The organism is Pedobacter sp. SL55, from assembly GCF_026625705.1.
GTDB lineage: Bacteria > Bacteroidota > Bacteroidia > Sphingobacteriales > Sphingobacteriaceae > Pedobacter.
Genome location: NZ_CP113059.1, coordinates 2366057 through 2381156, shown reverse-complemented (window position 1 = coordinate 2381156; position 15100 = coordinate 2366057). Strand labels below are relative to the sequence as shown.

Sequence of the window (15100 nt, the reverse complement as noted above, 5' to 3'; positions counted from 1 at the left end):
TTCAGGGCGAAACAGTAATTGGCTTAAACCTCTAAATAAATCCCTACGTCGGTATTATCCGCATCAGGTGCTTTTGAAAGGTATAAGGTTTAAAGTTAAGGCGTGAGGTAAAAACCTTACTCCCTAAGCTTTTAAGCTTATGCCTCCAAAATGGGTATAATCTCAGCCTGCTAAAAATATTGGGTATTTAACAAGCACCCCTTTGAGTTGGGCAAAGATATAAAAATATGGCGATTGGAGACTTACGAAGTTTTAAAAACTTCGTAAGTCTTAGTAGAAAACATATCAATGCAAAGCGAGAGGCAATGAAAGACTGAGTTTTAAAACAACGACCCCTGCCCTTTATCATCTATCTTAATATCTCCCGGATTAGTAATCTCGAATGATATTTTCTTTTTCTGCACAATAGGCTCAGCTGGTTTTTCACTTTCGGCTTCCGTTTTAACCTCTTCCTTCTTCGGTTCTTCTACCACTAAAGGTTTAGCAGCAGATTTAAAACTAGGTTTCGGTTTCTTAGGCTCCTCAGAAGCTTCAAAAGTAGGGCTTTCTTCATTGGCCTCTGGAGTTACTTCGTTAACATGAATTTCATTAACCGCTTCAACGTCGCTATCATCTTCTTCTCCATTTGTTGCGGGGTCACTGTGCACTTCGGTTACTTCAAAATGCGACTCCTCCAGCTCCGTTAAACCAATTTCTAGCTCAGCATCAACCAAAGCAACTTTTTTTACCGTATGTGGTGTCAATCGGTTTCCATTAGCTTTCCAACCCTTTACATCAATTAAGCTCGCCAGTTCTAGCTCTAAAGTTTCAGGAGTTTTAGTTTTACCTTTTTCTACATCAACGGTTAGCTTGGCATCGGTTTTACCTGTAATGAAAACCATTTTAGAGCCGTTTTCTTCACTAATGAAACTCACTACTTTCCCCACGGGCTGCACTTCAAATACAAATCGTTTTACGAAATAATTTTTAGCTTTGCCATCGTAATGCACCACACCATACACATGCTCTGGGTTGTACTTCTGCATTAAAACAATACCCGGATCAAAGTGGTTGCTCAGCTCGAAGGTACTCAGTTCGTAAGTTCCATTCTCGTATACTTGCAAAATCTTATCATCGCCATCAAACTCGCCTAAATACTTGCCTCTACCGTCAACATTTAAACGTTTTAAGATATCATCGTACCAAATTTTAATGCCCGCCAAAGTAGAAATCCCTTTGGTTTTTAACAGCACTTTTTTAATTGGAAATTTCACTACAATATTACCCATAGAACTGCGGCCTTTGATAGCCACATTGGCAAAATCTATGTCGATAACCAGTTTTTTCAGCTTCGAATGAGGTTTCAGTTGTACCGAAACTACCTCGGCCTCGCCGTTTGGATTAGCTGTAAAGTATAACACTTTGGAGCCTTTGGTGCCTTTAGTCAAATCGTACTCTTTATCGCGGGTTACCCCTAAAACAGAAAAACGTTTGATATAGCTAATTCCGCTACCACCGTCTTTGTAAATCATGTTGTACACCGTACGCTCATCGCCTTTCTTAAAAACTTGAGCATGGATAATATGCTTACCTACGAAAGTTTTATCGGCCACTTTGGTTACAATAAAACGTCCATCCTCACGGAAAACGATGATCTCATCAATATCTGAACAGTCACCTACAAACTCATCCTTTTTTAAACCAGTACCAATAAAACCATCCTCACGGTTCATGTACAGTTTCACGTTGGCCAGCGCCACTTTAGCCGCTTCTACCCTATCAAATAACCTAATCTCAGTTTTACGCTCACGCCCTTTACCGTACTTAGCTTTAATTTTTTCGAACCAAGCAATCGTGTAATCCGTTAAATGGCGCAGATGACCTCTTACGGTTTTCATCTCATCTTCCAAAGCTTTCATCATCTCATCTGCCTTTTTCACATCAAAACGAGTGATGCTACTCATCGGCTTGTCGATTAGCTTTTTGAAATCTTCCGGCTGTATTTCGCGATATAAAGAAGCTTTGAACGGATCAAACAAACGATGTAACACTTGCACAACCGTATCAAAATCACCAGAATTTTCGTATTCTGGGTTCTTGTACATCCCTTCTTGGATGAAAATTTTCAGTAGCGAACTAAAGAACACACGTTCTTGCAACTCATGCAAACGAATTTCCAGTTCTTGCTTTAATAAAGCTTTGGTAAACTTTGTATTTTGCTCTAAAATATCGTTTACGCTTAAAAAATGAGGTTTATCATCCTTAATTACACAAGTATTTGGTGATATAGAAACCTCACAATTGGTGAAAGCATATAGCGCATCTATGGTTACGTCAGGAGAAATACCTGGTGCCAAATGCACCACAATTTCTACATTTGCAGCGGTGTTATCTTCAATCTTCTTGATTTTGATTTTGCCTTTATCATTGGCAGACAACACACTATCAATCAAAGAACCTGTGGTGGTACTGTATGGAATTTCGGTAATCACCAGGGTCTTTTTATCCCTTTCGGTAATTTTAGCACGCACCCTAATTTTACCACCACGCTGACCTTCGTTATAGTTCGAAAAATCGGCCATACCTCCCGTAAAAAAGTCGGGCAGAATGTTTGGACGCACGCCTCTCAAAACTTCAATAGAAGCATCCAACAACTCGTTAAAGTTATGTGGCATAATCTTGGTGGCCAAACCTACGGCAATACCTTCTGCTCCCTGCGCCAACAATAACGGAAACTTCACTGGCAAAGTTACCGGCTCGTTATTACGCCCATCGTAACTTAACGACCAAATGGTAGTATCTGCATTAAAAACCACATCGTTCGCAAACTTCGACAGGCGAGCTTCGATGTAACGTGGTGCAGCGGCACTGTCGCCGGTAATCGGGTCGCCCCAGTTACCCTGACAGTCAATCAATAAATCTTTTTGGCCAATTTGTACCATCGCATCCCCAATAGAGGCATCCCCATGCGGGTGGTACTTCATCGTATTTCCAATCACGTTGGCAGCTTTGTTAAAACGGCCATCGTCCATCTCCTTTAACGAGTGCATAATACGGCGCTGTACGGGTTTAAAACCATCGTTAATGTGCGGTACGGCCCTATCTAGAATTACATACGAAGCATAATCTAAAAACCAGTTTTCGTATAAGCCATTAATTGGAATAACCGTGTGTTTTTGCTCTTCAACACGGCTTTCGCTATCTTGGTCTTCGGGTAAATTGGTTTCGTTTAAATCGTCCAGTTCTTCACTCATGTGCTAAAAAAAGTTTATGGGATGCGTAAATATAAGACTTGAAGCCCATTTTTACGACAGAAGTTTTTAACAATTGTCGTTAAGTTTTTGGTTTACAACAAGCTGACTGATTAGAAAAGCTAGGGCAGTAATTTTTCGCTTCCGAAAGTCCCGCTAATCGTTACAATCTTTTTGTGTTCTGCTGCCATCATTTCCAACGCAGAAAGCAGTAAATTGCTTCTATGTAACAGATTTCTCTCTACGTTCGAAATGACGCTCCAAAAAGTATTTACACTTTTATCGGGTTTAATCAACAAAGGTCTGTGCTACCATGAACTTTGACAAACCTATATCCCGTTTGCCAAAGGCTTGTAAAAGCTTATGCCCAACTTGCAAAAACCAGCAGAAAACAAAGGTTTGTACTACTATGAACCTTGACAAACCTTTATTCCGTTTGCTAAAGGTTTGTCAAAGCTAATAGCAGCACCGCCACAACCAATTTAAACCCGGTAGCAGCGAAAAGCGTTTAGTTCGTGAAGTTTGAGCTTGCCGAAGACAAATGGACTAAACCTTGTAGCGAATAACGGGGCTCACATTTTTATAGTAGCAATAGCACTGCTTTTCTAAATCGCAATAATTTCTCAATTTAACCATCAAACAATCCGCCAACTCCTTATCTTCGTATCATGTCTCTATTTTCGATAAAAGAACAAATGGATGCGCTGGTAGCCGAGCTTAACCAGCACACTTATAACTATTATGTTTTGGCTATGCCAACCGTTGCCGATTACGAATTCGACAAGAAATTGGAAGAATTGGCTCAACTGGAGAAGGAAAATCCAGAATTTGCCGATCCCAATTCTCCTACCCAAAAAGTAGGTGGCGATATCACCAAAACCTTTAATACGGTAAGACATAAATGGCCCATGCTGTCACTAGGTAATACTTACAACGAGCAAGACCTGAGAGATTTTGATGAGCGTGTTCGCAAAGCTATTGGCGACAATTTCGAATACGTTTGTGAATTGAAATTCGATGGTTTATCGATGAGCATCACTTACGAAAATGGCATCATTACTCGTGCCGTAACTCGTGGAGATGGTACGCAAGGCGATGAGGTAACAGCCAACATCAAAACCATTCATTCTATTCCGCATAAAGTAAAAGCCACTGACGTACCAGAGACTTTTGAAATAAGAGGCGAAGTTTTTATGCACCGAGCAGCTTTTGAACGTTTAAATAAAGAACGTGAGGAACTTGGAGAAGTACCTTACGCCAATCCGCGAAATTTTGCTGCCGGAACCGTGAAAATGCAAGACTCAAAAGAAGTAAAAAAACGCCCGTTAGATTGTTTCTTGTACGGTTTATATACAGAAAAACAGTTCTTCAAAACGCACTGGGATAGTTTAGAAGCAGTAAAAAGCTGGGGGTTTCATGTTTGTGAGCATACCAAGCTAGCTAGACATATAGATGAGGTTTTAGATTTTATCCATTATTGGGACACCGAACGTTTTAAGCTAAGCTACGATATTGATGGCATAGTAATTAAAGTAAATAGTTATGCGCAGCAACAGGAATTGGGTTTTACAGCTAAATCGCCCCGATGGGCCATTTCTTACAAATACAAAGCTGCAGAGGTACAAACCGTTTTAGAGAAAGTATCTTATCAAGTTGGGCGTACTGGCGCAGTTACGCCAGTTGCCAATTTAAAGCCTGTAGTTTTAGCCAGAACGACCGTAAAACGGGCAACCCTGCACAATGCAGACGAAATTACCCGTTTAGATTTACATGAAGGCGACACCGTTTGGGTAGAAAAGGGCGGCGAAATCATTCCGAAAATCATTAAGGTAAATTTAGAGCTGAGAAAACCTGACACCAAGGCCATTCACTTTATTGAAAATTGCCCTGAATGCGGTACGCCCTTGATTCGTAAAGAAGGCGAAGCTGCTTACTATTGCACTAATGATGAGGGTTGTGGCCCACAAATTGTTGGAAAAATTCAGCACTTTATAGGCCGCAAAGCGATGAATATTGATGGTTTAGGCGATGAAACTATAGAAACTTTTTACAAACGTGGCTTGGTTCGGCACATCAGCGATTTGTACAAGCTTCACGAAAAAGCAGATGAATTGAAAGCTATTGAACGTTTCGGTCAAAAGTCTATTGATAACATGTTGGCTGGCATCGAAAAATCTAAAGAAATGCCTTTCGAAAAAGCATTTTACTGTTTGGCTTAGGCATTAGATACGTTGGCGAAACTGTTGCCAAGAAACTTGTTAAAGGAGTTAAAACTATTGATAATCTGGCAGCCGCTTCTTTAGAAGATTTAACCGCTATCGACGAAATTGGTGTGCGTATTGCCGAAAGCATTAACGAATACTTCGCACAAAACAGCAACATTTTGCAAATAAACGAATTGAAAGATGCAGGTTTGTGCTTTGAAATAAAAGAAACACCAAATAAGGCTCAAAGCGATAAATTAAATGGAAAAACATTCGTAATTTCGGGCGTTTTCGAAAAATTTAGTAGAGACGAGTTAAAGAATTTGATTGAGGAAAACGGTGGCAAAATTTTAAGTGGCATCTCAGCCAAACTAGACTATTTAGTTGCTGGCGATAATATGGGTCCATCAAAATTAGAAAAAGCCACCAAGCTGAATATTAAATTAATTAGCGAAGAGGAGTTGACGAAAATGATTAAAAAAGAAATGACTGAATGAGTAAATTATTAAATGATTGAATAATTAGCAATGTCGCTAATCCATTCAAAATTCTATCATTCAATAATTCAATAATTAATATAAAAAAATGAACAAATTTCACGGAACAGGTGTAGCATTGGTCACACCTTTCAACACCGATGGCTCGGTAGATTATCAGGGTTTAGAACGCCTGATCAATCACTTGGTTAATGGAGGTATAGAATACCTCGTATCTTTAGGTACAACTGGCGAAACTGCCACATTAAGCAAGGACGAGAAGAAGAAGGTGTGGGAATTTACCGCTGAAATTAACAACGGTCGCTTGCCTTTAGTGGCAGGTATTGGAGGCAATGATACGTTAAGCGTAGCTGAAGAAATTAAGACTTTCGAAAGTAATGGCTACAGTGCTATCCTTTCTGTTAGCCCTTATTACAACAAACCAAACCAAGAAGGTATCTATCAGCACTACAAATATTTAAGTGAAACTAGTGCATTGCCTATTTTACTTTATAACGTACCAGGCAGAACAGGTTCCAATATGACACCTGAAACTACGTGTCGGTTAGCTCACGATTTCAAGAATTTGATTGGCATTAAAGATGCTGCTGGTTCTTTCGATCAGTTTAACCAAATTATGAGAGATAAACCTGCAGATTTCATGTTGATTTCTGGCGATGACCCTGTTGCTTTGCCGATGATGGCTATTGGTGCGGTTGGCGTTATTTCTGTAATCGGAAATGCGTTACCAAGACAGTTTTCTGACATGATTAGATTGTGCTTAGCTGGAGAATTTGCTAAAGCTACTCCAGCACATTTAAGCTTACTAGAATTTACGAGGTTATGTTTCGCAGAGGGTAATCCAGTAGGTGTAAAAGCAGCTTTAAAACAGTTGGGAATTTGTGGTGACGATGTTCGTTTACCTTTAGTTAAAGCAAGTACAAACCTTGATACCGCAATTGCAGAGCAACTGAAAAATTTAGCATAGTCTTTCTTTTAAAGAATGTACAAAAGCCCTGATTGGAATTCAATCGGGGCTGTCTTTTTTTGAACTATCGTCATTTCGATGAGGAACGAAGAGAAATCTAGCAATTCGATTATTTATTAATAACAGATTTCTCTCTGCGTTCGAAATGACGACCCAATATTATCAGTTTGCTTCCAAATTATATAAATAATCAATCATAAAAGTGTTACAAGCAATATCATTAAAATGTAATTGGTAGGCCTATTAATTGCTTATATTTAGGTACACACTTAAAACACACAGATGAAAAAATTATTATTAGTCCTTATTGTACTAGGTACAATGAGCTGCAACGTAGTGCAATACTACGAACCCAAGTTTTCACTCGGAATGGAAGAGCAAGAATTTAAGCGCTTCAACAAATCAGCGGTACAGGTTTACGGTGACCAAAATAGTTCGGCAGTAATTTACAGAACTTATAACCACATCACTGAAGCGTACAAGTTCTTCGTTTTTGAAAAACAAAAACTGGTAAAATTTGAGGAAGGCACTTATCCAGATGACCACAGATTTATACGATTGTAGCATCACAAAAAAAGCACCTTGGTCAGAGGTGCTTTTTTTTTGTTTTTTACAATGCTAGCAATTAAGCTTTGTTTTTAGTTTCTTGCACTTCTAAACGAATACTTTGTGCCAGATTTTTTAAATCTTGCATTCCTTTACGTACACGTGTTCCAGCTGCGCTGTTAGATTTAGAATAGAACTTGTCCACATCAGCTTCTAAAGCTGCTACTAGTGCTTTTACTTCAGCAAATTTTTTCATTTTAAAAATACTCCTATTAGTTTTTAAGGTTTTGATTAATACTCACTTACTAAAGTAAGAGGTTTATTTTAATAAAAAAATTTTTGTCAAAATAAATAATTCGGTTTTATGCGTTTTTTTTCCACAAAAGTGCTACTTATAAACAGCAAAACAACTGAATATCAAAAGATAACAGAAAAGGCCCCGATATAATCGGAGCCTTTTTATGAAAAAACAGCATATTTATTCGCCAGTTGGAAATAGGTTTTGCTGGTAATAGCCAGTTTTTAATTTATCTGCAACTTCGCTAAATGCATTTAAGGTAAGTTCAACATCGGCTAACGTATGTACTGCAGTTGGAATTAAGCGCAATTCTATCATCCCTTTGGGAATAACTGGATACATTACAATAGAGCAGAAAACACCATAGTTTTGCCTTAGATCGTGTGTAAGTGCGGTAGCTTCTGCCAAATCTCCTTTAAAAAATACTGGCGTAACCACGGTATCGGTTATACCAATGTCAAAACCACGCTCTCTTAGTCCGCTTTGTAGCGCTGTAGCAATGGTCCAAAGTTTTTCTCTTAACTCTGGGCTATTTTTAAGCAGCTCTAAGCGTTTCATTAAACCTATTACCATTGGCATAGGCAAAGCCTTTGCAAAAGTCTGAGAACGCATGTTATACCTAAAATAATCAGTTAATTGTTTAGTAGAAGCAACAAATGCTCCAATGCCTGCCATCGATTTTGCGAAAGTAGCAAAGTATACATCTACACCTTCAATGCTATCTTGTGCCTCGTGTGTACCAGCACCAGTAGCACCCATGGTACCAAAACCATGCGCATCATCTATCAACAAACGGAAATTGAATTCTTTTTTAAGCTCAATTAATTCCTTTAATTTACCTTGCGCACCAGACATGCCAAAAACACCTTCGGTAATTAACAGGATACCACCACCAGTTTGCTCAACTAATTTAGTAGCTCTTTGTAACTGTTTGCGGGCATCTTCTACGTTGTTGTGTTTGTACACAAAACGCTTGCCCATGTGTAAACGTAGTCCATCTAAAATACACGCATGCGATTCGCCGTCGTAAACTACTACATCGTTTCTGTCTAATAAAGCATCGATAATAGATACCATCCCTTGGTAACCAAAGTTTAAGAGAAACGCATCTTCTTTACCGACAAAGCTTGCCAAATCTTGCTCTAGTTGCTCGTGGTACTTAGAGTTTCCCGACATCATACGGGCGCCCATTGGGTAAGCCATACCAAAATCTGCAGCACCCTGCTCATCTGCTTTTCTTACTTCCGGATGATTAGCTAAACCTAAGTAATTGTTTAAGCTCCATACCAAAAGTTCTTTGCCGTTAAATTTCATGTGTGGTGCAATCTCTCCCTCTAATTTTGGAAAAGAAAAATACCCATGCGACCATTTTTGGTGTTGACCAAGGGGCCCCATGCGTTTTGCTACTTTATCAAAAATATCCAATGTGTTATATTTATTTGTAAAATGTTATTGTACTGTTTAAATTGAGCGCAAATTTACGGTTAAAATCACGATTTGGCAACCCTTAAAACCTGACGTTAGACACGAAAAAGCCTCGGTAACATAAATTACCAAGGCTTTTAACATTATTTAACGCATCTCATTAATCCACATTATCGTGCAAAAATGAGTTATTTGGTCTAATTCCTGTTTCGCCATCTTCGTCGTTAGTTAAGGTAAACCTAGAAACTTGCGACTCTGATGAGTGTTGGATTTGTTGCAACTGCATTTGCTTACGCTGATATGCAGGTACATTTTCCAACTCTTGCAAACCATTAGTAGTTCTTAATTTCATGCTTAAGTCTTTTAATCTTAAGATTCTCTCTTTAGATTTTCTAAGCTGTTCTTCTATCGATTCGTCTGTTTTATCTTGGTCTGCACCAAACTCTTCTTGTACTGGAGCAGCGGCAACAGGTCTTTCTTCAATAATTTCTTCTTGAATAGTTGCTACAGGTGTTTCGAAAACAAACTCAGTTTCTGCCACTTTTACTTCGAACTGAAAAGCAGGCTCTTCTACTTGTTTAGGCTCTTCTTGCGGCACCTCTTCTTCCACTAACTGATGAAAAACTACACCATTTTCTTCCGGAGCTGGTGCAGGCGCAGCTGCTACTGGAGCAGGTTTTGCGATGTTAAACAAATCTCCAAAAAGATCTGGTTGTTTAGCTTCCTCAGTTTGTACTTTTAAAACTGGCTCGTTACTTACTGGAGCTTCTTTTGGTGTAATGAACGAGTTAACAGGCTCTACAGGTCTTACCAAAGGTGCTTCCTCTGGTGTTAACAAAGAGATTTTTTTAACGTTTTGTTTGTCTTTCTCCCTTTGCTCCGTAGTTTGAAAACCAGTAGCAATGATAGTCACAGATATTTTATCTCCCAAATTCTCATCAATACAGTTACCCCAGATTAAATCGGCACTTAAACCTGCTTTATCTTGGATATAGTCTGTAATGATTGAGACCTCGTCCATGGTTACCTCTTTTACCCCAGAACTGATGTTTAAAAGGATATATCTTGCGCCCTCGATCTCATTATCTTTCAATAATGGAGAAGCTAACGCACCTTCTACTGCTGTCAAAGCTCGGTTATCGCCATCGGCAGCATAGCTACCCATGATACAAACACCACTTTCCTTCATTACGGTACGCACATCCTTAAAATCCACGTTGATATAACCCGGAACAGTAATGATTTCTGCGATACCTTTAGCTGCTGTAGTTAAAATATCATCTGCTTGTGCAAATGCAGAACCTAAGGTAAGGTTACCGAAAATCTCACGTAGTCTATCGTTAGAAATTACCAAGTAAGAATCTACGTATTTCTTTAATTCTTCTAAACCATCGTCGGCCTGCATCTTACGTCTTTTTCCTTCGAAAGAGAAAGGCGTAGTAATGATAGCTACCGTTAATATATCAAGTTCTTTAGCTGCCTTGGCAATAATTGGACTGGCACCAGTACCAGTACCACCACCCATACCAGCCGTAATGAAAAGCATTTTGGTTTGCGGGCCAAGCATGGTTTTGATGTCCTCTATATTTTCTATAGCAGAATTTTTACCAACTTCTGGGATAGAACCAGCACCCATTCCTTCGGTTAAGCTTGCACCCAACTGTACTTTATTTGGAATAGGGCTAAACTCCAATGCCTGCGCATCAGTATTACAAATTATAAAGTCTACACCAGTAATTCCTTGACGGTACATGTGGTTTACCGCGTTACCTCCACCACCTCCAACACCAATAACTTTGATAATTGAAGATTTATCTTTTAACATTTCGAACTTCATATTGTTATGAATCAGTAGTTTAAATTTCTAATTTTTGCTGTTCATTCCTTTTGTAATATTAACACTTTTTTAACAGTCGTTTTCCACAAGTGTTAAGAATGTGGAAAATTCCCGAATTGTGGAAAAATATTACGGCTTGATGTAATCTTCGTCGCTCACATTCATATCATCTTTGATAAATTCTGTAGCTTTTCCTAATAATTTATCGAACAAACCGCTTCTTTTAGCTTTTTCTTTAACTTCTTTTGGTTTCTCTACAAACACGCCAGGCTGTTTCATTTCTTCTAACAAATCCTCAGCTTTTTGAATACCCTTAATTAACAAACCTACAGAGGTGGCATACATTGGGCTCTTCAAATCGTCGTAGATATTTTTAGGCATTTCTTCGTATTTAGACAAGTGCTCGTTTGGATATCCCACACGGCAATCTAAACCTGTTACGTACTCTACCATTTGGTTCAAGTGTTTCAACAAAGCACCACCACCAGTAATTACCACACCACCAATTAAACGTTTTTCGTAACCCGATGATTTAATTTCGTAGTAAACGTGCTCTACAATCTCTTCCATACGGGCCTGGATGATGTAGGCAAGGTTCTTCACAGAAATTTCTTTTGGCTCGCGACCACGCAATCCAGGAACGCAGATAATTTCGTTCTCTTTGTTCTCTTCGGCTAGGGCAGAACCAAATCGGGTTTTTAGCAATTCTGCTTGGTTACGCATTACCGAACATCCTTCTCTAATGTCTTCGGTTACACTGTTACCACCAAATGGAATAACCGCTGTGTGACGGATGATACCTTCGTGGAAAATAGCCACATCGGTTGTACCACCACCAATATCAACTAAGCATACGCCGGCTTCCTTTTCTTCCTCGCTCAACACCGATTCAGAAGAAGCCAATGGCTCTAGAATTAATTCTTGGGTTTGCAAGCCTGCATTGGTTACGCAACGCATGATGTTTTTAACCGCAGTTACCTGACCAGAGATGATGTGGAAGTTAGCTTCTAAACGCACGCCTGCCATACCTACTGGATCTTTGATACCCGGTTCGTTATCAATTGTAAATTCTTGCGGCAATACATGGATAATTTCTTCGCCTGGAGGCATTACCAACTTAAACATATCGTCAATTAATTTATCGATATCTTTTTTGCTGATTTCGTTATTTAACTCCCTACGAGTTAAAATTCCACGATGTTGCAAGCTTTTAATGTGCTGACCTGCAATGCCCACATTTACTACACGTATCTCTACGTTTGATTGTGAGCTAGCAACTTCTACCGCTGCATTAATGCCCTGCACTGTTTTTTGAATATTAGAAACCACACCGCGGGTAACACCTGCAGATTCGGCCTTTCCAATACCTAGCACTTCTATTTTACCATGATTTGTTCTGCGTCCCACGATTACGCAGATCTTGGTGGTACCAATATCTAGTCCTACTACGATTGGAGATTGAATGGTAGTTTTTTCTTTGCCCATAACCATTATTATTTATTGTTGAGTATTTTTTTTCGTTGTTTGTATTTTGGTTTTTCGTTGCTCGTTATTTGTTGCTCTGTAAACAAAGAACGATAAACGATAAACTAATTTCTTTTTTCTTTAGTAGCTGTTTGCTTCTGCGAGAGCATTTCCGTTTTTTGTTCTCTTGTTTTTGTCTCTTTCTCTTTTTCTTTCTTTACTGTTTCCTTTACACCCTCTTTATTTTTAGAAGCTTTATTTTTATCTGTTGTATTCTCTGTTTTAGCAGGCGCTGATGTTTTCTCCTTTTTTTCTGTCTTATTTGTTTCATCGGCGGCCGCCTGTGTTGCCTTTCTAATTTCGTCTTGTATGGCAGACTGAACTTGTTGGTCAACAGCCTGACGCTGCATAGACACAGAATCGGGCAGCACAGGTTTTTCTATCTTTTTAATTGCTAACGAATCTCTTTTCTCGCAAACAATTTGATTAGTGTATTTCAAATTAATAGAACGATAAGCATTCCACCCAACTTTTGGCATTGCCTGTTTATAGAAAGCCAACAAATTGCTCATTTTAGTTTCTATATTTTTCGCATTACCTAAAATAATACGTTGGTTGCCCACCCTTGGCACCATTTCTATATCTGCTTTATCGTTAATGTATAACTGTTCTATTTGTGCATCCCATAAGGTATCTTTCTTTATAAATACAGCAGTTCTGTATAAGTCTTTCGCTGTAGAAGTCATTAAAGTATCTACCCTACCATTAAAACCTTCCAAAATGTTACCGGTAGCTACCAATACATTTGCTGTAAAGTTTGGTGAAATCGGCATTTTCAATCCATCGCTATCTACATAGTAATCTTGTCCGCCTGCATTTAAAATTCTCAATACTGGTTGGCGTTGTTTCACTTCTACAAACACAGTTCCATTCATATCTGCATAAACCTTTACAAAACCGATGTAAGGATTTGCTGCGATACTTTTCTCGATTTCGTGCAGATTAATTCCTTCTAAATTTCTACCAATTAAATCGCCCTGATTTTGTTTTAAGATGGCATCTATTTCTTCTATTTCGATAAAATTATCCGCTCCTGGAATTAATATTTCAATTTTTGCACATTTTACCGATTGTTTTTTATTATCGATAAAGCCCATCAATACCACTACGCCCGCCAAGCAGGTTATCCAGGCAAAGCCTTTAAAAATCGCCTTCCAGTTTATTCTTTTAAGCATGGGTTAAGGTGTTTTTTAAAGGTTCAATTAGGGTATCAATGTCTCCTGCACCAACGGTCAAAGTTAGTTCAGGATTTTTAATTTTTATCAATTCTACTACACTTTCCTTAGCGCAAATTTGTTTATGCTGATTTGTGATTTTATCCAACAACATCTGAGAAGTAACCCCTTCAATCGGCAACTCCCTAGCGGGATAGATCTCTAACAAAATCACTTCATCAGCTGTGCTTAACACTTTGGCAAATTCATCTGCAAAATCGCGAGTACGCGTAAACAAATGCGGCTGAAAAACAACCGTCAATTTCTTATCAGGATGTAATTGCCTCACGGCATCAAAACAAGCTCTTAGTTCTTCAGGGTGATGCGCATAATCATCGATATAAATATGTTGCTCGGTTTTAACAATGGTTTCGAACCTACGTTTTACTCCCTTGAAACTTGCAATTGCTTTTTTTACACTGTTTGGATGAATGCCCAAACTTAAAGCGGAGCCAATAGCCGCTGTAGCATTCTCAACGTTGTGTTTGCCCGGCATTGCCAGTTTCAAATCTTTGATGGTCGTATAACCATCTTCGAAATCGAAAACAAAGCATCCATCTTCTACTCTTATGTTTTTAGCATTGATGGCCGAATTTCCAGTCGCACTATAAGTGATTCCTGCAATTGGCAATCCATCCTTAATAAATAAGCGGCCGTTTTCTTTCAATTGGCCCGCAAACAGATTAAAGGATTCGTGCAAATGACTCTCATCTCCGTAAATATCTAAATGGTCGGCATCCATAGAAGTAATTACCGCTACATCTGGATGCAAGGTCAAGAATGAACGATCGTATTCATCAGCCTCAACCACAACCACATTGTTCTTACCATACAGCACATTGCTGTTGTAATTTGTAGTGATACCTCCCAAAAATGCCGTACAACCAAAACCTGTATCGGTTAAAATGTGGGCAATCATAGAAGAAGTAGTAGTTTTGCCGTGTGTACCAGCTACCGCCACACAATACATTCCCTCGCTAATGATGCCCAATACCTGCGAACGTTTCTTTAAATCGAAACCTTTGCTTTGGAAGAAATTAAGAATTTGCGAATTTTTAGGGATAGCTGGAGTGTACACCACCAACGTATCATCAAATTTTTCTCTAAAAGCAACAGGAATAGTTTCTTCTTCATCCAAAAATGAAATCAGAATACCTTCTTGCTCCAATTGACCAGTCAAAGCAGTACGAGTTTTATCATAGCCACAAACTACGCAGCCACGTTTTGCAAAATAGCGAGCAAGCGCACTCATGCCTATGCCACCTATGCCTACAAAATAAACTCTTTTAATGTTTGACAATTCCATTTATTTTAGATTTGAGATATGAGTATTGAGATTTGAGACTTTCCGCTTACCT

General features: G+C 38.8%; 9 protein-coding genes and 1 pseudogene. 3 read left to right on the top strand and 7 right to left on the bottom strand.

The genetic code is table 11. The features are described 5' to 3' along the window. Window positions 1-320: 320 nt before the first annotated feature. Window positions 321-3233, bottom strand: a complete 2913-nt coding sequence (locus OVA16_RS10730) for a DNA gyrase/topoisomerase IV subunit A (RefSeq protein WP_267759187.1) — start codon at window positions 3231-3233, stop codon at window positions 321-323. Window positions 3234-3898: 665 nt separating this feature from the next. Here OVA16_RS10730 and ligA point away from each other — a divergent pair. The 3 genes and pseudogenes from ligA to OVA16_RS10715 all read left to right on the top strand — a co-directional run bounded on the left by ligA (window position 3899) and on the right by OVA16_RS10715 (window position 7462). Then, window positions 3899-5931: pseudogene (ligA, locus tag OVA16_RS10725) on the top strand (NAD-dependent DNA ligase LigA). 88 nt (window positions 5932-6019) lie between these two features. Beyond that, on the top strand, window positions 6020-6898 hold the full coding sequence (gene dapA / locus OVA16_RS10720) for a 4-hydroxy-tetrahydrodipicolinate synthase (RefSeq protein WP_267759185.1): 879 nt from the start codon (window positions 6020-6022) through the stop codon (window positions 6896-6898). Window positions 6899-7180: 282 nt separating this feature from the next. Then, a complete protein-coding gene (locus tag OVA16_RS10715; protein WP_267759183.1) occupies window positions 7181-7462 on the top strand; it encodes a hypothetical protein in 282 nt (93 codons plus the stop codon). A gap of 61 nt (window positions 7463-7523) precedes the next feature. Here OVA16_RS10715 and OVA16_RS10710 read toward each other — a convergent pair whose 3' ends face one another. The 6 genes from OVA16_RS10710 to murC all read right to left on the bottom strand — a co-directional run bounded on the left by OVA16_RS10710 (window position 7524) and on the right by murC (window position 15048). Beyond that, the gene (locus OVA16_RS10710; RefSeq protein WP_097132956.1) at window positions 7524-7700 is read right to left on the bottom strand and encodes a histone H1; all 177 of its coding nucleotides are present in this window, start codon (window positions 7698-7700) and stop codon (window positions 7524-7526) included. A 222-nt stretch (window positions 7701-7922) separates the two neighbouring features. Continuing rightward, complete coding sequence (locus tag OVA16_RS10705) at window positions 7923-9167, bottom strand: aminotransferase class I/II-fold pyridoxal phosphate-dependent enzyme (protein ID WP_267759178.1); 1245 nt, start codon at window positions 9165-9167, stop codon at window positions 7923-7925. 160 nt (window positions 9168-9327) lie between these two features. Further along, on the bottom strand, window positions 9328-11004 hold the full coding sequence (ftsZ, locus tag OVA16_RS10700; RefSeq protein WP_267759176.1) for a cell division protein FtsZ: 1677 nt from the start codon (window positions 11002-11004) through the stop codon (window positions 9328-9330). A gap of 129 nt (window positions 11005-11133) precedes the next feature. Next, entirely contained in the window at window positions 11134-12489 is a 1356-nt protein-coding gene (gene ftsA / locus OVA16_RS10695; RefSeq protein WP_267759174.1) for a cell division protein FtsA, read from the bottom strand. 104 nt (window positions 12490-12593) lie between these two features. Beyond that, window positions 12594-13703 (bottom strand): cell division protein FtsQ/DivIB, encoded by a 1110-nt coding sequence (locus OVA16_RS10690; protein ID WP_267759172.1) that lies wholly within the window; start codon window positions 13701-13703, stop codon window positions 12594-12596. After that, window positions 13696-15048, bottom strand: a complete 1353-nt coding sequence (gene murC, locus OVA16_RS10685; RefSeq protein WP_267759170.1) for a UDP-N-acetylmuramate--L-alanine ligase — start codon at window positions 15046-15048, stop codon at window positions 13696-13698. Before murC ends, OVA16_RS10690 begins: the two co-directional genes overlap by 8 nt. Window positions 15049-15100 lie beyond the last annotated feature (52 nt).

Coding starts and splice junctions, on each gene's coding strand:
- OVA16_RS10690 (WP_267759172.1), bottom strand. CDS start 13,703: ATGCTTAAAAGAATAAACTGGAAGGCGATTTTTAAAGGCTTTGCCTGG.
- ftsZ (WP_267759176.1), bottom strand. CDS start 11,004: ATGAAGTTCGAAATGTTAAAAGATAAATCTTCAATTATCAAAGTTATT.
- ftsA (WP_267759174.1), bottom strand. CDS start 12,489: ATGGGCAAAGAAAAAACTACCATTCAATCTCCAATCGTAGTAGGACTA.
- OVA16_RS10715 (WP_267759183.1), top strand. CDS start 7,181: ATGAAAAAATTATTATTAGTCCTTATTGTACTAGGTACAATGAGCTGC.
- murC (WP_267759170.1), bottom strand. CDS start 15,048: ATGGAATTGTCAAACATTAAAAGAGTTTATTTTGTAGGCATAGGTGGC.
- dapA (WP_267759185.1), top strand. CDS start 6,020: ATGAACAAATTTCACGGAACAGGTGTAGCATTGGTCACACCTTTCAAC.
- OVA16_RS10710 (WP_097132956.1), bottom strand. CDS start 7,700: ATGAAAAAATTTGCTGAAGTAAAAGCACTAGTAGCAGCTTTAGAAGCT.
- OVA16_RS10730 (WP_267759187.1), bottom strand. CDS start 3,233: ATGAGTGAAGAACTGGACGATTTAAACGAAACCAATTTACCCGAAGAC.